This is a genomic window from Burkholderia arboris (assembly GCF_038723655.1).
GTDB classification, from domain to species: domain Bacteria; phylum Pseudomonadota; class Gammaproteobacteria; order Burkholderiales; family Burkholderiaceae; genus Burkholderia; species Burkholderia arboris.
This window is the reverse complement of record NZ_CP109821.1, coordinates 305,773-324,579: the sequence shown is the minus strand read 5'-3', so window position 1 is coordinate 324,579 and position 18,807 is coordinate 305,773. Positions and strand designations below refer to the sequence as shown.

The following is an 18,807-nucleotide window of genomic DNA, read 5'->3' as shown; positions in this document are numbered from 1 at the left end:
GCTGACGGCAGCGGATGCCTGTGTTGCCCGCTACCCGACCAAACTTGCCTTCTGCAGTCGCTTCAGAAGACAAAGAGAACCGCCAATCGCGAGTGACCGTTCGCAACGATCAGGCGGTTTTCTTTGGCTTCTGGGGCCGATTATTCGGGCTCCCGAATGAGTGCCAGAATAACGTCCCCACAAAGCACAAAAAGGCTGGCGGTGAAAATACCGCCAGCCCTCGCACAGCGCGTCGAAACTTACTTGACTTCGACCTTCGCGCCTGCTTCTTCCAGCTTCTTCTTGGCTTCTTCAGCAGCAGCCTTGTCGACGCCTTCCTTGACCGGCTTCGGTGCACCGTCAACCAGGTCCTTCGCTTCCTTCAGGCCCAGGCCCGTCAGTTCGCGAACGGCCTTGATGACCGAAACCTTGTTGGCGCCGGCTTCAGCCAGGACGACCGTGAATTCGGTCTTCTCTTCTGCAGCAGCAGCAGCGCCGCCGCCTGCCGGGCCAGCGACTGCCACTGCAGCTGCCGACACGCCAAACTTCTCTTCGAACGCCTTGACCAGTTCGTTCAGTTCCAGAACGGTCATCCCTTCGACTGCTGCCAGGATGTCTTCTTTTGCGATTGCCATTTGAAATACTCCTAAATTGAATTCGGATACAGCCAGCGATCAGTAACGCTGATGCACGTTCGCTTACGCAGCTTCCGCTTGCTTCTTCTCGGCCAGCGCGGCGAGAGCACGCGCGAAGCCCGAAACAGGCGATTGCATAACGAACAGCAGCTTCGAGAGCAGTTCTTCGCGGCTCGGGATGCTTGCCAGCGCTTGCACGCCAGCCTTGTCCATCACCTTGCCATCGAACGAACCAGCCTTGATGATCAACTTGTCATTGCTCTTGCCGAAGTCGTTGACGACCTTAGCAGCAGCAATTGCATCTTCCGAGATGCCGTAGATCAGCGGACCAGTCATCTGCTCTGCCAGCGGAGCAAACGGCGTACCTTCAACAGCGCGACGCGCCAGCGTGTTCTTCAACACGCGCAGGTAAACCTTTTGCTCACGCGCTTGCGCGCGCAGCTTGGTCAGATCGCCAACCGCAATTCCACGATACTCAGCCAGCACAACGGTCTGGGCCTTCGCGACTTGCGCGGAAACCTCAGCGACGACGGCTTGCTTGTCTTCTCTATTAAGCGGCACGGTTAGCCTCCAGAAACGATACGTTCGGCACGAAACCTCGCGTACCTCGTTCAACAACGGCGTCCGACCTCGTTAGGAGTATTTCCACCTCACGCCGCGAATCGCTTCACGGCCTGCGGCTTCACCACTGCAAAACTTTTTCGGGTTCGCCATCTGCGTTGGCTTGAATTAAGGGATCACCTGACTGCTGCGCCCCACCAACGGTCTTTGATAACCGGTTGTTCGCCTTGCTGCGCGAACAACCGCCCAAAGCCCATGTAGGCCGCTTCGCGAACGAAGCGGCCCGAATACTTGCTTACTGTGCTGCCAGCGTAGCCTGGTCGACACGCACGCCGACGCCCATCGTGCTCGACAGTGCGATCTTGCGCAGGTAGACGCCCTTGCTCGTTGCCGGCTTCGCCTTCTGCAGCGCTTCGATCAGCGCCGACAGGTTCGAACGCAGCGCGGTCGGCTCGAACGATGCACGGCCGATGGTCGCGTGGATGATACCGGCCTTGTCGACACGGAATTGCACCTGACCGGCCTTCGCGTTCTTGACGGCGGTTGCGACGTCCGGCGTGACCGTACCGACCTTCGGGTTCGGCATCAGGCCGCGCGGGCCGAGGATCTGGCCGAGCGTACCGACGATACGCATCGTGTCCGGCGAAGCGATCACGATGTCGAAGTCCATCTGGCCAGCCTTGATCTGCTCAGCCAGGTCTTCCATACCGACGATTTCCGCACCTGCCGCACGTGCTTGCTCAGCCTTCTCGCCTTGCGCGAACACAGCAACGCGAACCGACTTGCCCGTACCGGCCGGCAGAACGACCGAACCACGAACGACCTGGTCCGACTTCTTTGCATCGATGCCGAGCTGGACTGCGACGTCGATCGATTCGTCGAACTTCGCGCTCGCGCATTCCTTCACGAGGCTCAGTGCGTCTTCGATCGCGTACAGCTTCTGACGATCAACCTTGGCGGCAAATGCCTGACGGCGCTTGGAGATCTTAGCCATTTACACGCCCTCCACAGTGATGCCCATCGAGCGTGCGCTACCAGCGATGGTGCGAACGGCTGCGTCCAGATCAGCTGCCGTAAGGTCCGGCATCTTGGTCTTTGCGATTTCTTCGGCTTGAGCGCGCGTGATCGAACCGACCTTGTCGGTGTGCGGCTTGCTCGAGCCCTTGTCCACCTTCGCCGCCTTCTTGATCAGGACGGTTGCCGGCGGCGTCTTCATCACGAACGTGAAGCTCTTGTCAGCGAATGCCGTGATGACCACCGGCACCGGCAGACCCGGCTCCATGCCTTGAGTCTGCGCGTTGAACGCCTTGCAGAACTCCATGATGTTCAGGCCGCGCTGGCCCAGTGCCGGACCGACCGGCGGCGACGGGTTGGCTTTACCTGCAGGGATCTGCAGCTTGATAAAGCCGATAATCTTCTTTGCCATTTGTGAACCTCATTGGAACGCCAGAGAAGGCGTTCGGTGAGTAATAACGCGCGTTCGCCGCTGGCTACTGACGCTCCTCAACGGCCATGACGCGGGCCGTAAGCGCGAAGGTGGGCAGCCGAGGCTGCCCACCGAATCGGGATCAAACTTTTTCGACCTGGCCGAATTCGAGTTCGACCGGGGTGGATCGGCCAAAGATGGTGACCGATACACGCACGCGCGATTTTTCGTAGTTGACTTCTTCGACGGTGCCGTTGAAGTCCGTGAACGGGCCTTCCTTGACACGCACCATCTCGCCGACTTCGAACAGGGTCTTCGGGCGCGGCTTTTCGACGCCTTCCTGCATCTGCGACATGATCTTTTCGACTTCCTTCGGGGAAATCGGGGTCGGGCGGTTACGCGCACCGCCGACGAAACCGGTGACCTTCGCAGTGTTCTTCACGAGGTGCCACGTTTCGTCCGTCATTTCCATTTCCACCAGCACGTAGCCGGGGAAGAAACGACGCTCGGTCACAGCCTTGTGGCCGCCTTTGACTTCGACCACTTCTTCGGTCGGGACCAGGATCTGACCGAATTTGTCCTGCATGCCAGCACGTTCGATGCGCTCCTGAAGCGCACGTTGCACGCTCTTCTCCATACCGGAGTAGGCGTGCACGACGTACCAACGTTTTCCGCTCGGGGATGCCGGAGTATCGCTCATATCATTTCCAACCCAGAATCGCCGAGAAAATCACCCATTCGATCGATTTGTCACTCAACCAGAGGAAAATCGCCATCACGAGCACGAAACCGAACACGACGAGTGTGGTTTGCGTTGCTTCCTTGCGGGTGGGCCAAACGACCTTACGGACTTCCTTGTACGAATCCTTGGCAAAGGCGATGAGGCTCTTGCCAGGGGCGGACATCAGCCCGACGGCCACGCCGGCGATGATACCTACCGCCAACGCGGCACCGCGGACATACCACTGCTGATTGGCCAGCCAGAAGAAGCCCACGAATCCGGCCAAGACCAACAATACGCCCAGGGCCAGCATCAGCTTATCGCCGGAGGTATTTACAGTTTCGACGGATGGATTCGCCATAACACCTTAAAACAAATGCCACGTAGGACACGTGGCTATTTTTTGGCAGGGGCAGAGGGAATCGAACCCCCAACCTTCGGTTTTGGAGACCGACGCTCTGCCAGTTGAGCTATACCCCTAAACCATGTTGGGGCCGGCTGTTGCCAGCCCCAAAACTGTCGATCAACGAATAACTGGCTTACTCGATGATCTTGGCGACGACGCCGGCGCCGACCGTACGGCCGCCTTCGCGGATTGCGAAGCGCAGACCTTCTTCCATCGCGATCGGAGCGATCAGCTTCACCGTGATCGACACGTTGTCGCCCGGCATCACCATTTCCTTGTCCTTCGGCAGCTCGATCGAGCCCGTCACGTCCGTCGTACGGAAGTAGAACTGCGGACGGTAGTTGTTGAAGAACGGCGTGTGACGGCCGCCTTCGTCCTTGCTCAGCACGTACACTTCAGCCGTGAAGTGCGTGTGCGGCGTGATCGAACCCGGCTTCGCCAGAACCTGGCCACGCTCCACGTCTTCACGCTTCGTGCCGCGCAGCAGGATACCCACGTTGTCGCCTGCCTGACCTTGGTCCAGCAGCTTGCGGAACATTTCAACGCCCGTGCAGGTCGTCTTCACCGTCGGCTTGATACCGACGATTTCGATTTCTTCGCCGACCTTCACGATGCCGCGCTCGACACGACCCGTCACAACCGTACCACGGCCCGAGATCGAGAACACGTCTTCCACCGGCATCAGGAACGCGCCGTCAACTGCACGCTCCGGCGTCGGGATGTACGTGTCCAGCGCGTCGGCCAGGCTCATGATCGCCACTTCGCCCAGCTCGCCCGTGTCGCCTTCCAGCGCCAGCTTCGCCGAACCCTTCACGATCGGCGTGTCGTCGCCCGGGAAGTCGTACTTCGACAGGAGTTCGCGAACTTCCATCTCGACCAGCTCGAGCAGTTCAGCGTCGTCCACCATGTCGCACTTGTTCAGGAACACGATGATGTACGGAACGCCAACCTGACGGGCCAGCAGGATGTGCTCACGCGTCTGCGGCATCGGGCCGTCAGCTGCCGAGCAAACCAGGATCGCGCCGTCCATCTGCGCTGCGCCCGTGATCATGTTCTTCACATAGTCAGCGTGGCCCGGGCAGTCGACGTGTGCGTAGTGGCGGTTAGCCGTTTCGTACTCGACGTGTGCCGTGTTGATCGTGATGCCGCGCGCCTTTTCTTCCGGTGCCGCGTCGATCTGGTCGTACGCCTTCGCTTCGCCGCCGAACTTCTTCGTCAGAACCGTCGTGATCGCTGCCGTCAGCGTCGTCTTGCCGTGGTCAACGTGACCAATCGTACCAACGTTCACGTGCGGCTTGGTCCGCTCGAATTTACCCTTGGCCATTTTCGACTCCCAAAAGGAATTTCACAGGTTGCGCCGCGCGCAAACAAGACACTGACTTTTTACTGCTGGTGCCCATGGGCAGGATCGAACTGCCGACCTCTCCCTTACCAAGGGAGTGCTCTACCACTGAGCCACATGGGCGCTTCAAGCTTCAACTTAGCGGTCTGGAGCGGGTGAAGGGAATCGAACCCTCGTCGTAAGCTTGGAAGGCTTCTGCTCTACCATTGAGCTACACCCGCACGGGCCACTAACGATTCCTTACCGCTCACTGCGCTGATATCTTGGTGGAGGAGGTTGGATTCGAACCAACGTAGGCGTAAGCCAACAGATTTACAGTCTGCCCCCTTTAGCCACTCGGGCACCCCTCCGTAGAGAACTGACGATTATGGGGGTGCATCGCACTCGTGTCAAGCACATCCGGAAGATTATTTTCACTTTCTTCCCGACTCCTGCTTTACCACCGATCCCCCGCCCCTGCCCGGCTAAGGCAAGCGCGAAATGTTGCCGACCGGCGCCACATCTTCGTCAGACTCCGCCCTTAGCGCCGATCTGCATCTGCGCTAAAAACGAAAGACCGCCATCATACGACCTCTTTCGCACTATGCCAAGCGGGAGATGCAAAAATTCCGCAAATTTCGTGCCGGACGACTTCGTCGGCCCCGGCCGCGGTGTTGTTGGCGGCTTCAGACTCGCGCTGCTCGCGGGAAAGCGAGGCTTCTCGCTACCCATGACGCGCCGGCCTGACGCGAGCTACCGGCCGTACGCAGCGGGCTTTTCCGATCCTCCCGGCGGCTGGACCCGACAATGGAGCCGCCGCTCAGGCACGAAGAAGTGCCGATAGCGTGTCCCCCTGCTGACTTCCGCAGGCGTCGCGATACCATCCCTAGCCTTCCATTATCTTCCCGCACGAACCCTCATGCGCCTGCTTGCTCTTGCGATCACCTTCACGACCTTGACGGCGCTGACCGCACATGCGGCCGAACCGACAGACACCCGGTGTCGCTCGAGCACGATTGCGAAAGTGCGTCAGCAGGCCCTGGAGGACAGCCGCACCGAGGGACGTCCAAGGGCAGCTGCAGCGCTCGCTGCTTATGACAGGTTGAAGCCGGCGCTCGATGCCGGCTGCCTGAGCTCGGCACATAGCAGCTCGCCTGCAGCACGGCCGATGAATCAGGACGCGGTCGCCTACGCGTGGCTGCTCAACGACGCGTCCGCCTACCTCATCGCCGCCGGCGACGGCGCCCCGCCAACCATATCCGACAGCGCGGCCTGCCTGGACGTGTTACAGCCCTTGCTCGGCGACGATATGCGTCCACGCGCAGGCTTGCCTCACAAGCTCGGCGCCGCGATCTCGACGAACGTCCTGCAGTGCAGCGCCCATTGCCTCGCCCCTTCGTGCAAACCGGCCAACGTCAGCATCTGGTCGGCTTATCGCAGCGAATCCGCCGCGTATACGCGGCATCCTGCATGCCCGTACGACGCCCGCCTCGTTCAGTTGAACGCGAATATCTGCGTGGGGTTCGATGCGGGCGCTTTCGCCGCGCCGCATCCCTCCGAAGACGCTGGAAAGCTGGCCTGTGACGCCGCGGCGTCGACGTCCGACATGCGCTGCCCTGCGATGCTCGTGCTGACCCGGGATCAAGGCCGGAACACGACGCGCCGGTTTCCGCCAACCAACGATTCCGCACTGAGCGATTCAAGCACGGCGTGCGCGGTGCGATCGATCCGCATCGACGCAAGCGGCGCGCGCTTTGCTCTGATCGGCGAAGGAAGGGATTGCTTCGGCGGCACGGCCTATTCGCTCATCGAGGAAATCTATGCGCTACGAGCCGGCCAACCCATGCTCGTCAAAAAGAACAGCGCGGATTTCTGAAAGCGCCCGCCCGGCGACGCGCACACACGTTTCAACTTGCACCGAGGTCGCATCCTTTGCCTTTGCGGCGAACCTGGCCTGGCGCCCTACGCCTCGGATGAATCGGTTGGGAGTGATATCTCGTAGATTACGAGACGAACGGCGTTTAATAGCGCCACTTCGCTCTATCCGACGCAATTCTGACGCGCGGTTTCATTGCGCCGCGATCATTCAGCGCCTTCGACGACAGACGTCGAAGCTCAGACAAACCAAACGCAGCATGCGCGTCACGCGGGCAGCGAACCTCGTTGCGAGATACGCAAAGCGCGCCTAGCTACCAGAGGATGGAAGCGGCAATTTTCGCAGAAGAAGCGCTCAGTACGCGCGCAGATGGGAAGAGATAGCTAATTGCCGGCGGCAGGACGCACAACGCCGGGCCGCGCATGGCATTGCGTAAATCCGTGGCGGGAAGTTGCAGCGGATAGGCGGTCGAGCGCTCGACCAGACCGGTTGCCGACCGAGAGCGGCACCACTTCGAACAGTCGGCGGGAGGATGTCAGCCTCGACAACACCAATTGCTGGTGCTCGGCCAACCCAGGTCGTCGGAGTAAATTTGCGCCGATTGCGTGGAAGCGACCTCGGTCCGAATCGAGGTCCATCGGCGCCGTAGCGCGGCCGCATTTCGCGTGGCCGGCACGCACATTTCCGTCGCTCAAATGCAAAAACCCCCGCCTTTTCGGGCGGGGGTTTCTGGCTTAGGGAGCCTGACGATTACCTACTTTCACACGGGAATCCGCACTATCATCGGCGTAGAGTCGTTTCACGGTCCTGTTCGGGATGGGAAGGGGTGGGACCGACTCGCTATGGTCATCAGGCAAAGAGGGTTGTTGTGCTGGCTTCGCAGCACAACCAATCTTGGAAGAAGCAGTAATTTTGAGTTGTGTGTATCACACACGAGAATCCAACCAGTCTCTCGGATGGCTGCACGTGCATCGCACGGCGCTCATCTACAAGGCAGACTTGTTATAGGATCAAGCCTTACGGGCAATTAGTATCAGTTAGCTGAACGCATTACTGCGCTTACACACCTGACCTATCAACGTCCTGGTCTCGAACGACCCTTCAAGGGGATCTAGTCCCCAGGGATATCTCATCTTAAGGCGAGTTTCCCGCTTAGATGCTTTCAGCGGTTATCTCTTCCGAACATAGCTACCCGGCGATGCCACTGGCGTGACAACCGGTACACCAGAGGTTCGTCCACTCCGGTCCTCTCGTACTAGGAGCAGCCCCCTTCAAATATCCAACGCCCACGGCAGATAGGGACCAAACTGTCTCACGACGTTTTAAACCCAGCTCACGTACCTCTTTAAATGGCGAACAGCCATACCCTTGGGACCGGCTACAGCCCCAGGATGAGATGAGCCGACATCGAGGTGCCAAACACCGCCGTCGATATGAACTCTTGGGCGGTATCAGCCTGTTATCCCCAGAGTACCTTTTATCCGTTGAGCGATGGCCCTTCCATACAGAACCACCGGATCACTATGACCTGCTTTCGCACCTGCTCGACTTGTCGGTCTCGCAGTTAAGCACGCTTATGCCATTGCACTATCAGCACGATTTCCGACCGTACCTAGCGTACCTTCGTACTCCTCCGTTACGCTTTGGGAGGAGACCGCCCCAGTCAAACTGCCTACCATGCACTGTCCCCGACCCGGATCACGGGCCAAGGTTAGAACCTCAAACAAACCAGGGTGGTATTTCAAGGACGGCTCCACCGAAACTAGCGTTCCGGTTTCATAGCCTCCCACCTATCCTACACAGATCGGTTCAAAGTCCAATGCAAAGCTACAGTAAAGGTTCATGGGGTCTTTCCGTCTAGCCGCGGGTAGATTGCATCATCACAAACACTTCAACTTCGCTGAGTCTCGGGAGGAGACAGTGTGGCCATCGTTACGCCATTCGTGCAGGTCGGAACTTACCCGACAAGGAATTTCGCTACCTTAGGACCGTTATAGTTACGGCCGCCGTTTACCGGGACTTCAATCAAGAGCTTGCACCCCATCATTTAATCTTCCGGCACCGGGCAGGCGTCACACCCTATACGTCCACTTTCGTGTTTGCAGAGTGCTGTGTTTTTATTAAACAGTCGCAGCCACCAGTTTATTGCAACCCCTTCACCCTTTGCCCGCAGGGGCATCAAGCTACAAGGGCGTACCTTATCCCGAAGTTACGGTACCAATTTGCCGAGTTCCTTCTCCCGAGTTCTCTCAAGCGCCTTAGAATACTCATCTCGCCCACCTGTGTCGGTTTGCGGTACGGTCATCATTAGACTGAAGCTTAGAGGCTTTTCTTGGAACCACTTCCAATTGCTTCGCTTCCTAAGAAGCTCGCGCCACACCCTTGAATTCCGCGCCCGGATTTGCCTAAGCGCCTTCTCCAATGCAGCGACCGGGACTTCCAACACCCGGACAACCTTCCGCGATCCGTCCCCCCATCGCATCTAACAATGGTGCAGGAATATTGACCTGCTTCCCATCAGCTACGCATTTCTGCCTCGCCTTAGGGGCCGACTCACCCTACGCCGATGAACGTTGCGTAGGAAACCTTGGGCTTACGGCGAGGGGGCCTTTCACCCCCTTTATCGCTACTCATGTCAGCATTCGCACTTCCGATACCTCCAGCACGCTTTTCAACGCACCTTCGCAGGCTTACGGAACGCTCTCCTACCATGCGTGCAAAGCACGCATCCGCAGCTTCGGTATATAGCTTAGCCCCGTTACATCTTCCGCGCAGGACGACTCGATCAGTGAGCTATTACGCTTTCTTTAAAGGGTGGCTGCTTCTAAGCCAACCTCCTGACTGTTTTAGCCTTCCCACTTCGTTTCCCACTTAGCTATATTTGGGGACCTTAGCTGGCGGTCTGGGTTGTTTCCCTCTTGACACCGGACGTTAGCACCCGATGTCTGTCTCCCGTGATTGCACTCTTCGGTATTCGGAGTTTGCTATGGCGGGGTAATCTGCAATAGACCCCCCAACCATGACAGTGCTCTACCCCCGAAGGTGAGACACGAGGCACTACCTAAATAGTTTTCGGAGAGAACCAGCTATTTCCAAGTTTGTTTAGCCTTTCACCCCTATCCACAGCTCATCCCCTAACTTTTCAACGTTAGTGGGTTCGGACCTCCAGTACGTGTTACCGCACCTTCATCCTGGCCATGGATAGATCACTTGGTTTCGGGTCTACGCCCAGCAACTGAACGCCCTATTCGGACTCGCTTTCGCTACGCCTGCCCTATACGGTTAAGCTTGCTACTGAACGTAAGTCGCTGACCCATTATACAAAAGGTACGCCGTCACCCCTTACGAGGCTCCGACTGTTTGTATGCATGCGGTTTCAGGATCTATTTCACTCCCCTCCCGGGGTTCTTTTCGCCTTTCCCTCACGGTACTGGTTCACTATCGGTCGATCACGAGTATTTAGCCTTGGAGGATGGTCCCCCCATCTTCAGACAGGATTTCACGTGTCCCGCCCTACTTGTCGCACACCTAGTTCTTTCATACTGTTTTCGCCTACGGGGCTATCACCCGCTATGGCCGCACTTTCCAGAGCGTTCGGCTAACAATACAAATAAAGAGTGCAAGGCTCATCCCATTTCGCTCGCCACTACTTTGGGAATCTCGGTTGATTTCTTTTCCTGCGGTTACTTAGATGTTTCAGTTCACCGCGTTCGCTTCGCATGGCCTATGTATTCAGCCATGGATACTCCAAAAGGAGTGGGTTTCCCCATTCGGACATCTACGGATCAAAGCTCGTTTGCCAGCTCCCCGTAGCTTTTCGCAGGCTACCGCGTCCTTCATCGCCTGTGATCGCCAAGGCATCCACCACATGCACTTGTTCGCTTGACCCTATAACGAGTCTGTCTCGTCGACAGTCGCTACAGGTTGAGTTCTCGCGTTGTGCCGTATTCCAATTGAGTCAAACATAGAGTTCGAATCATCTTGAGATACATCGATACAATCACAACCCGGATAGTTTTCACGTCCATCTCAAGACGCTTCCGCTATCCAAATTACTTACTTCTTCCAGATTGTTAAAGAACGACAGCCGATATCTATTGATATCCTCTGACTGGCTCAATCGCCAATGCAAAGCGCTCGCTGAATTTTCAGCAAACTCTTAGCATTGAGGATTGGTGGAGGCAGACGGGATCGAACCGACGACCCCCTGCTTGCAAAGCAGGTGCTCTCCCAGCTGAGCTATGCCCCCATGTACAGATGACCTCAGGTACCTACAGTCAGACAAGACATTGGTGGGTCTGGTTGGATTCGAACCAACGACCCCCGCCTTATCAAGACGGTGCTCTAACCGACTGAGCTACAGACCCCTGAGTCTGTCTTTAAATTTACAGCCGATAAGCGTGAGCGCTCAACTTTGCGAGATAGCTCTGGAAAGGAGGTGATCCAGCCGCACCTTCCGATACGGCTACCTTGTTACGACTTCACCCCAGTCATGAATCCTACCGTGGTGACCGTCCTCCTTGCGGTTAGACTAGCCACTTCTGGTAAAACCCACTCCCATGGTGTGACGGGCGGTGTGTACAAGACCCGGGAACGTATTCACCGCGGCATGCTGATCCGCGATTACTAGCGATTCCAGCTTCATGCACTCGAGTTGCAGAGTGCAATCCGGACTACGATCGGTTTTCTGGGATTAGCTCCCCCTCGCGGGTTGGCAACCCTCTGTTCCGACCATTGTATGACGTGTGAAGCCCTACCCATAAGGGCCATGAGGACTTGACGTCATCCCCACCTTCCTCCGGTTTGTCACCGGCAGTCTCCTTAGAGTGCTCTTGCGTAGCAACTAAGGACAAGGGTTGCGCTCGTTGCGGGACTTAACCCAACATCTCACGACACGAGCTGACGACAGCCATGCAGCACCTGTGCGCCGGTTCTCTTTCGAGCACTCCCACCTCTCAGCAGGATTCCGACCATGTCAAGGGTAGGTAAGGTTTTTCGCGTTGCATCGAATTAATCCACATCATCCACCGCTTGTGCGGGTCCCCGTCAATTCCTTTGAGTTTTAATCTTGCGACCGTACTCCCCAGGCGGTCAACTTCACGCGTTAGCTACGTTACTAAGGAAATGAATCCCCAACAACTAGTTGACATCGTTTAGGGCGTGGACTACCAGGGTATCTAATCCTGTTTGCTCCCCACGCTTTCGTGCATGAGCGTCAGTATTGGCCCAGGGGGCTGCCTTCGCCATCGGTATTCCTCCACATCTCTACGCATTTCACTGCTACACGTGGAATTCTACCCCCCTCTGCCATACTCTAGCCTGCCAGTCACCAATGCAGTTCCCAGGTTGAGCCCGGGGATTTCACATCGGTCTTAGCAAACCGCCTGCGCACGCTTTACGCCCAGTAATTCCGATTAACGCTCGCACCCTACGTATTACCGCGGCTGCTGGCACGTAGTTAGCCGGTGCTTATTCTTCCGGTACCGTCATCCCCCGACCGTATTAGGGCCAAGGATTTCTTTCCGGACAAAAGTGCTTTACAACCCGAAGGCCTTCTTCACACACGCGGCATTGCTGGATCAGGCTTTCGCCCATTGTCCAAAATTCCCCACTGCTGCCTCCCGTAGGAGTCTGGGCCGTGTCTCAGTCCCAGTGTGGCTGGTCGTCCTCTCAGACCAGCTACTGATCGTCGCCTTGGTAGGCCTTTACCCCACCAACTAGCTAATCAGCCATCGGCCAACCCTATAGCGCGAGGCCCGAAGGTCCCCCGCTTTCATCCATAGATCGTATGCGGTATTAATCCGGCTTTCGCCGGGCTATCCCCCACTACAGGACATGTTCCGATGTATTACTCACCCGTTCGCCACTCGCCACCAGGTGCAAGCACCCGTGCTGCCGTTCGACTTGCATGTGTAAGGCATGCCGCCAGCGTTCAATCTGAGCCAGGATCAAACTCTTCAGTTTAAACCTGTTACTGTTTTCGGTTCAGTTAAGAACCGGTCGCTCACTCAAAGCTGACAGGAATATGAATCACTTCATAAACCTGACTTACTTTAGTGTGAGACTCTTGATACTTTCGCTATCTGATCCGAGGATCAGCTCGCTTCCATCAAGCGCCCACACTTATCGGCTGTTAATTTTTAAAGAGCATTTCTGCGAGGAACTTCGTGTTTCTCAGCAGCGCTGCGTTTTCAGCAGCAGAGAAGCGAGATTATGAACCGTGTTTCGCAGCTCGTCAACAACTTTTTTACTACATCGTTGCGACTGCGGGGCTCAACTTCCTGTACCGCCGAGGCTGCTACCAACCGGACCTCAACAGCACCGCTTCCCTTCCCTCCCGCGCCGCGTTTCCGTTAGCGCGAAAGAGGCGTGATTCTAAGCATCTGCCCCGATCTACGCAAGCCCCTTTGTGAAGAAATTTGAAAAAGCCCCCGTGCGCTGCCGCGCACGGGGGCTTGGGGCTCGGCGGGCCGCGTGACGCCACTGACCTCCTCGCCGCCGGCAACACTTCCCTCTATATATAGAGGCGTGTCACTTGCCGCCCACGGCAGCCTGCAGTTGCTCGACCGGCACCGCGTCGGCCATCGCCGCGTAGCCGGCGTCGCTCGGGTGAATGCCGTCGCCGCTATCGTATCGGCGCTGCAGCACGCTCGGGCGAGCCGGATCGCGCAGCATCGCATCGAAGTCGACCACACCATCGAACCCGCCACCGCTCCGGATCCACCGGTTCACCTCGAGCCGGATCGCCTCGCGGCCGGCCGGCAACGCAGCCGGCGTGAGCGTCGCACCGAAGACCTTCACGCCCTGGCGGTGCGCCGCCTCGATCAACCGGCGATAGCCGTCGATCAGCGACGCAGCCGTGACTTGCGTATGCGGGTGGTCGCAATCGAGCCCCGCGCGCGGCGGCATCGTCGCGAAGTTGATGTCGTTGATCCCGATCAGCACGACCGCCGCCTTCACGCCCGCACGCGACAGCGCATCGCGCTCGAACCGCGACGCCAGCGACGTGCCGTAGCACGCGGAATCGCTGAGCAGCCGGTTCCCGCTGATACCCAGATTCACGACGCCGATCGAACCGGCGCCCGACGTCGCCAGCCGGCGCGCGAGCGCGTCAGGCCAGCGGCGGTTCCGGTTCACGCTGGAGCGCAGGCCGTCGGTGATCGAATCGCCGATCGCGGCGACACTGGCGCGCGCGGGGCCCGCCTCGACCGCCAGCTCGGTCACCCAGGCATATTGGGTAAAACGGGTACGGAACGCAGCCGGCCCCGGATCGCTCACGTGATCGCCCGGCGCCGACACGTAGTTGAACTGGTTCGACACGCGGTGCCAGACCGTCATCCGCTGGTTCGGCCCCATCTGGAGGCTGATCGCATACGGCTGCGCGGACGTCACGTCGATGGCCACCGGATCGCTTTCGAGCTCCTGCCCTGCCGCGAGCGTCACCGACGACTTGCCGCCGAACCGGACCGGCACGGCCGCGCCGCCGGCGAGCGCCGCACCCTCACCGGCGCGCGCGAGGCTCGCCGCCTCGACGACCAGCGGCGCGCGGCCGTATGCATTGCTGACGCGAATCCGCGCGGCGCGGCCCGACACCGTCGGATAGACGATCTGGCGCACCGTCCGCCCGGCCACGTCAGGTGCGCGGTAAAGCGGCGGCGGCGCAGCAAGGTCGGGAATCGGCTGCAGCGCCGTTGCCCACGCGGCAACCCATCCGGCCGGCGCGGCCGACGCAGCAAGCGGCGACACGAAAACGACCGCACCCAGCACGGCCGCGGCGAAACTGCTTCGGAATGACATCGGCAAAATCCTCATCGGAAAGCGGGCATTGTGCCGCAGAAGACGCGAGACTCACGTGCGGGACCACGCTGGCCCCGCTCGATCGCGCCCCGACATCTCTCGTTTACCCGAGCCTCACTGCAAATCCGCAAGAAATTTATTAACCGACCGGTCGGTTGGTTTATACTTCGCACACATTCAACCGGACGAGAACCTCGCCATGTACACGCAATCCCTCGACATCCCCGGCAACGTCGCGCCGCTCGACGCCGCAGCCGAGTCGCCCGAGCAGGCGCGGTTCGACGCGGTGATGGCGGCCGACGGCAAGATCGAACCGCAGGACTGGATGCCCGACGCGTACCGCAAGACGCTGGTGCGCCAGATCTCGCAGCACGCCCATTCGGAAATCGTCGGCATGCTGCCGGAAGGCAACTGGATCTCGCGCGCGCCGAGCCTGAAGCGCAAGGCGATCCTGCTCGCGAAGGTCCAGGACGAAGCCGGCCACGGCCTCTATCTGTACAGCGCAGCCGAAACGCTCGGCGTGTCGCGCGATTCGCTGATCGACGCGCTGCATGCCGGCAAGGCGAAATACTCGAGCATCTTCAACTACCCGACGCCGACCTGGGCCGACGTCGGCGTGATCGGCTGGCTCGTCGACGGCGCCGCGATCATGAACCAGATTCCGCTGTGCCGCTGCACGTACGGCCCGTACGCACGCGCGATGATCCGCGTGTGCAAGGAAGAGTCGTTCCACCAGCGCCAGGGTTTCGACGCGCTGCTGTCGATGATGAAAGGCAGCGATGCGCAGCGCGCGATGGTCCAGCAGGCCGTGGACCGCTGGTGGTGGCCGGTGCTGATGATGTTCGGCCCGAGCGACGCCGATTCGGTCCACAGCAGCCAGTCCGCGAAATGGGGCATCAAGCGGATCTCGAACGACGACCTGCGCCAGAAATTCGTCGACGCGACGGTCGACCAGGCGAAGGTGCTCGGCGTGACGCTGCCCGACCCCGACCTGAAATGGAACGAAGCGCGCGGCCATCACGACTACGGCACGATCGACTGGGACGAATTCTGGCGCGTGGTCAACGGCGACGGCCCGTGCAACAAGGAACGCCTCGCGACCCGCGTGAAAGCGCACGACGACGGCGCATGGGTGCGCGAAGCCGCGCTCGCGCACGAAGCGAAGCGCCAGGCCCGCGCCGAACAGCACGCCGCCTGAGCGGCAAGACTCGAATTCAGGAATCAGGAGAAAGTGATGAACAAGGAATGGCCGATCTGGGAAGTGTTCGTGCGCAGCAAGCAGGGCCTCGACCACAAGCATTGCGGCAGCCTGCACGCCGCCGACGCGACGATGGCGCTGCGCATGGCGCGCGACGTCTACACGCGCCGCCAGGAAGGCGTGAGCATCTGGGTGGTGCCGTCGTCGGCGATCACCGCGTCGGACCCGAACGAGAAGGCCGAACTGTTCGAACCGGCGGGCGACAAGATCTACCGTCACCCGACGTTCTACACGCTGCCCGACGAAGTCAACCACATGTAATGCCCGCGCCATGACGATCACGCCCGAACACCTCTCCTACGTGCTGCGCCTCGCGGACAACGCGCTGATCCTCGGTCAGCGCAACGCCGAATGGTGCGGCCACGGCCCGATCCTCGAGGAAGACATCGCGCTCACCAACATGAGCCTCGACCTCATCGGCCAGGCGCGCATGCTGTACACGCACGCGGCCGACCTCGAGCGCCAGCTCAATGGCGCGACGAAGACCGAGGACGACTACGCGTACTTCCGTACCGAGCGCGAATTCGCGAACTTCACGCTTGCCGAGCTGCCGCACTACGGCCCGGTCGCCGGCACCGCGCACGCCGACAAGGACTACGCGGTCACGATCGTGCGCAACTTCCTGTACGCAGCGCTGATGCTGCACGTGTGGAGCGCGCTGGAAACGTCGACCGACACGCAGCTCGCCGCGATCGCCGCGAAGTCGGTGAAGGAAACCCGCTATCACGTGCAGCACGCTCGCGAATGGCTCGTGCGCCTCGGCGATGGCACCGACGCATCGCACCGCCGTGCGCAGGACGCGCTCGACTACCTGATGCCGTACACGCGCGAATTCTTCGCGGCCGATGCGATCGACGACGCGATCGCCGCGCCGGGCATCGGCCCGGCGCCGGCCGCGCTCGAAGCCGCGTGGCGCGCGGACGTGGACGATGCGCTCGCCGAGGCGACGCTCACGCCGCCGGCGCCCGTGAAGCACGTGACGACCGGCAAGCAGGGCGAGCACTCGGAGCACATGGGCTACCTGCTTGCGGAAATGCAGAGCCTCGCGCGCCAGCATCCCGGCGCGACCTGGTAACCGGCCCACGCCACGGAGCCCGACGATGTCCGTCCAGACCGCTGCCCCTGCCCACGCCGAATCCGCGGTGCGCCACGACGATCCGCTGCTCGCCCGCGCGTGGGACGTGCTGGAAGCCGTGCCCGATCCGGAGATCCCGGTCGTGTCGATCCGCGAGCTCGGCATCCTGCGCGATGTCCGCCGCGCGGACGACGGCCAGCTCGAAGTCGTCATCACGCCGACCTACTCCGGCTGCCCGGCCATGTCGCAGATCGCGGAGGACATCGCCGCCGCGCTGCAGGCCGCCGACCTGCCGCCGCACCGGATCGAAACGGTGCTCGCACCCGCGTGGACGACCGACTGGATCACGCAGGAAGCGCGCGACAAGTTGCGTGCGTACGGTATCGCGCCGCCGGTCGGCCAGTGCGGCAGCGCCGCGCCGCGGGAAAACGTCGTGCGTTTCGTGCCGCGGCCGGTCGCGGCGCCCACCTGCCCACGCTGCGGCTCCGCCCGCACCGAGCGTCTCGCGCAATTCGCGTCCACGGCCTGCAAGGCGCTGTATCGCTGCGTCGACTGCCGCGAACCCTTCGACTACTTCAAACCTTATTGATCATGGCGACCCCGCAATTTCACCCGCTGCGTATCCGCGACGTGCGACCCGAGACCGCCGACGCCGTTACCGTCTCCTTCGACGTGCCGCCCGAGCTGCGCGACGCGTACCGCTTCACGCAAGGCCAGTTCGTCACGCTGAAGACCCATATCGACGGCGAGGAAACGCGCCGCTCGTATTCGATCTGCGTCGGCACGACGGACTACGACCGTGACGGCGAACTGCGCATCGGCATCAAGCGCGTGCGCGGCGGCCGCTTCTCGAACTTCGCGTTCGACTCGCTGAAGCCCGGCCACACGATCGACGTGATGACGCCGGACGGCCGCTTCTTCACACACCTGAACGCCGATCACGGCAAGCAGTACGTCGCGTTTTCGGGCGGCTCGGGGATCACGCCGGTGCTCGCGATCGTGAAGACGACGCTCGAGCTCGAGCCGCGCAGCACGTTCACGCTGATCTACGGGAACCGCAGCGTCGACGCGATCATGTTCGCGGAGGAGCTCGAGGACCTGAAGAACCGCTACATGAACCGCTTCGTCCTGTATCACGTGCTGTCGGACGACCTGCAGGACGTCGAGTTGTTCAACGGCGTGCTCGACCAGGCGAAATGCGCGGAATTCCTCGACACGCTGACGCCTGCCGACGCGATCGACGAAGCGTTCATCTGCGGCCCGGCGCCGATGATGGACGCGGCCGAAGCCGCACTGAAGGCAGCCGGCGTGCCGCCGGCGAAGGTGCATGTCGAGCGTTTCGGCACGCCGCTGCCGCAAGCCGGCACGCCGGTCGTCGAAATCACCGACCAGACACCGGCCGCGGATCTCGAAATCGTGCTCGACGGCAAGAAGCGCAAGCTGCGCCTGCCGTATGAAGGCGTGAGCCTGCTCGATGTCGGCCTGCGCGCGGGCCTCGCGCTGCCGTACGCGTGCAAGGGCGGCGTGTGCTGCACGTGCCGCGCGAAGGTGATCGAAGGCGAAGTGCGGATGGAGAAGAACTACACGCTCGAGGAGCACGAAGTGAAGGACGGTTTCGTGCTCACGTGCCAGTGCCACCCGATCAGCGACAAGGTCGTCGTGAGCTACGACGAGCGTTGAGCGGCATCGCGTCGCGGCGCCGGACGGTTTCTCGCCGTCACACATCTCGCTTACACTAGGGGCCGCCGGCCG

The 18,807-nt window shown here is 60.2% G+C and carries 14 protein-coding genes, 6 tRNA genes and 3 rRNA genes; 6 read left to right on the top strand and 17 right to left on the bottom strand.

Translation table 11 applies throughout. The features are described 5' to 3' along the window. Nucleotides 1–239: 239 nt before the first annotated feature. From rplL to OHZ10_RS01480, 11 genes are all read right to left on the bottom strand, one after another. Nucleotides 240–614, bottom strand: coding sequence for a 50S ribosomal protein L7/L12 (gene rplL / locus OHZ10_RS01530; protein WP_006477198.1), 375 nt, complete (start codon nucleotides 612–614; stop codon nucleotides 240–242). Between the two features lie 63 nt (nucleotides 615–677). Then, nucleotides 678–1,175 (bottom strand): 50S ribosomal protein L10, encoded by a 498-nt coding sequence (rplJ, locus tag OHZ10_RS01525; protein WP_059232621.1) that lies wholly within the window; start codon nucleotides 1,173–1,175, stop codon nucleotides 678–680. Between the two features lie 295 nt (nucleotides 1,176–1,470). Then, nucleotides 1,471–2,169: a 50S ribosomal protein L1 gene (rplA, locus tag OHZ10_RS01520; RefSeq protein ID WP_006482906.1), complete on the bottom strand. Its 699-nt coding sequence runs from the start codon at nucleotides 2,167–2,169 to the stop codon at nucleotides 1,471–1,473. Continuing rightward, entirely contained in the window at nucleotides 2,170–2,601 is a 432-nt protein-coding gene (gene rplK, locus OHZ10_RS01515; RefSeq protein ID WP_006477201.1) for a 50S ribosomal protein L11, read from the bottom strand. Nucleotides 2,602–2,743: 142 nt separating this feature from the next. Further along, on the bottom strand, nucleotides 2,744–3,301 hold the full coding sequence (nusG, locus tag OHZ10_RS01510) for a transcription termination/antitermination protein NusG (RefSeq protein WP_006400672.1): 558 nt from the start codon (nucleotides 3,299–3,301) through the stop codon (nucleotides 2,744–2,746). A 1-nt stretch (nucleotide 3,302) separates the two neighbouring features. Next, on the bottom strand, nucleotides 3,303–3,683 hold the full coding sequence (gene secE, locus OHZ10_RS01505) for a preprotein translocase subunit SecE (RefSeq protein ID WP_006482892.1): 381 nt from the start codon (nucleotides 3,681–3,683) through the stop codon (nucleotides 3,303–3,305). 43 nt (nucleotides 3,684–3,726) lie between these two features. Continuing rightward, nucleotides 3,727–3,802: transfer RNA gene (locus tag OHZ10_RS01500), tRNA-Trp, on the bottom strand. Between the two features lie 59 nt (nucleotides 3,803–3,861). Further along, nucleotides 3,862–5,052 (bottom strand): elongation factor Tu, encoded by a 1,191-nt coding sequence (tuf, locus tag OHZ10_RS01495; protein ID WP_011350666.1) that lies wholly within the window; start codon nucleotides 5,050–5,052, stop codon nucleotides 3,862–3,864. A gap of 66 nt (nucleotides 5,053–5,118) precedes the next feature. Continuing rightward, nucleotides 5,119–5,193: transfer RNA gene (locus OHZ10_RS01490), tRNA-Thr, on the bottom strand. A gap of 24 nt (nucleotides 5,194–5,217) precedes the next feature. Continuing rightward, nucleotides 5,218–5,291 (bottom strand) — tRNA-Gly (locus OHZ10_RS01485). Between the two features lie 43 nt (nucleotides 5,292–5,334). Continuing rightward, a tRNA-Tyr gene (locus OHZ10_RS01480) sits at nucleotides 5,335–5,420 on the bottom strand. Nucleotides 5,421–5,968: 548 nt separating this feature from the next. Here OHZ10_RS01480 and OHZ10_RS01475 point away from each other — a divergent pair. Then, entirely contained in the window at nucleotides 5,969–6,925 is a 957-nt protein-coding gene (locus OHZ10_RS01475) for a hypothetical protein (protein WP_342703426.1), read from the top strand. Nucleotides 6,926–7,666: 741 nt separating this feature from the next. On the opposite strand, the gene rrf is transcribed toward OHZ10_RS01475, so the two are convergent. The 6 genes from rrf to OHZ10_RS01445 all read right to left on the bottom strand — a co-directional run bounded on the left by rrf (nucleotide 7,667) and on the right by OHZ10_RS01445 (nucleotide 14,722). Next, nucleotides 7,667–7,779 (bottom strand): 5S ribosomal RNA (gene rrf, locus OHZ10_RS01470). 152 nt (nucleotides 7,780–7,931) lie between these two features. Next, nucleotides 7,932–10,813, bottom strand: a 23S ribosomal RNA gene (locus tag OHZ10_RS01465). A 285-nt stretch (nucleotides 10,814–11,098) separates the two neighbouring features. Next, nucleotides 11,099–11,174, bottom strand: a tRNA-Ala gene (locus OHZ10_RS01460). Nucleotides 11,175–11,215: 41 nt separating this feature from the next. Then, nucleotides 11,216–11,292: transfer RNA gene (locus OHZ10_RS01455), tRNA-Ile, on the bottom strand. Between the two features lie 64 nt (nucleotides 11,293–11,356). Further along, nucleotides 11,357–12,889 (bottom strand): 16S ribosomal RNA (locus OHZ10_RS01450). Together the 16S, 23S and 5S rRNA genes with 2 tRNA genes alongside form the textbook arrangement of a ribosomal RNA operon. A gap of 567 nt (nucleotides 12,890–13,456) precedes the next feature. Continuing rightward, entirely contained in the window at nucleotides 13,457–14,722 is a 1,266-nt protein-coding gene (locus OHZ10_RS01445; RefSeq protein ID WP_342703424.1) for an SGNH/GDSL hydrolase family protein, read from the bottom strand. A gap of 199 nt (nucleotides 14,723–14,921) precedes the next feature. Here OHZ10_RS01445 and paaA point away from each other — a divergent pair, with 199 nt between their 5' ends. Genes paaA through paaE form a run of 5 tightly spaced genes read left to right on the top strand, consistent with a single transcriptional unit; the run spans nucleotide 14,922 to nucleotide 18,735 of the window. Then, nucleotides 14,922–15,920 carry a 1,2-phenylacetyl-CoA epoxidase subunit PaaA gene (gene paaA / locus OHZ10_RS01440; RefSeq protein WP_059232625.1) on the top strand — a complete coding sequence of 333 codons (999 nt, stop codon included), beginning with the start codon at nucleotides 14,922–14,924 and terminating at the stop codon, nucleotides 15,918–15,920. A gap of 36 nt (nucleotides 15,921–15,956) precedes the next feature. Further along, nucleotides 15,957–16,241, top strand: coding sequence for a 1,2-phenylacetyl-CoA epoxidase subunit PaaB (gene paaB, locus OHZ10_RS01435; RefSeq protein ID WP_034188015.1), 285 nt, complete (start codon nucleotides 15,957–15,959; stop codon nucleotides 16,239–16,241). A gap of 10 nt (nucleotides 16,242–16,251) precedes the next feature. After that, the gene (paaC, locus tag OHZ10_RS01430) at nucleotides 16,252–17,055 is read left to right on the top strand and encodes a 1,2-phenylacetyl-CoA epoxidase subunit PaaC (protein WP_059232626.1); all 804 of its coding nucleotides are present in this window, start codon (nucleotides 16,252–16,254) and stop codon (nucleotides 17,053–17,055) included. Between the two features lie 25 nt (nucleotides 17,056–17,080). Continuing rightward, entirely contained in the window at nucleotides 17,081–17,644 is a 564-nt protein-coding gene (gene paaD, locus OHZ10_RS01425; RefSeq protein ID WP_174994513.1) for a 1,2-phenylacetyl-CoA epoxidase subunit PaaD, read from the top strand. A gap of 2 nt (nucleotides 17,645–17,646) precedes the next feature. Beyond that, complete coding sequence (gene paaE, locus OHZ10_RS01420) at nucleotides 17,647–18,735, top strand: 1,2-phenylacetyl-CoA epoxidase subunit PaaE (RefSeq protein WP_059232628.1); 1,089 nt, start codon at nucleotides 17,647–17,649, stop codon at nucleotides 18,733–18,735. The last annotated feature ends 72 nt before the right edge of the window (nucleotides 18,736–18,807 follow it).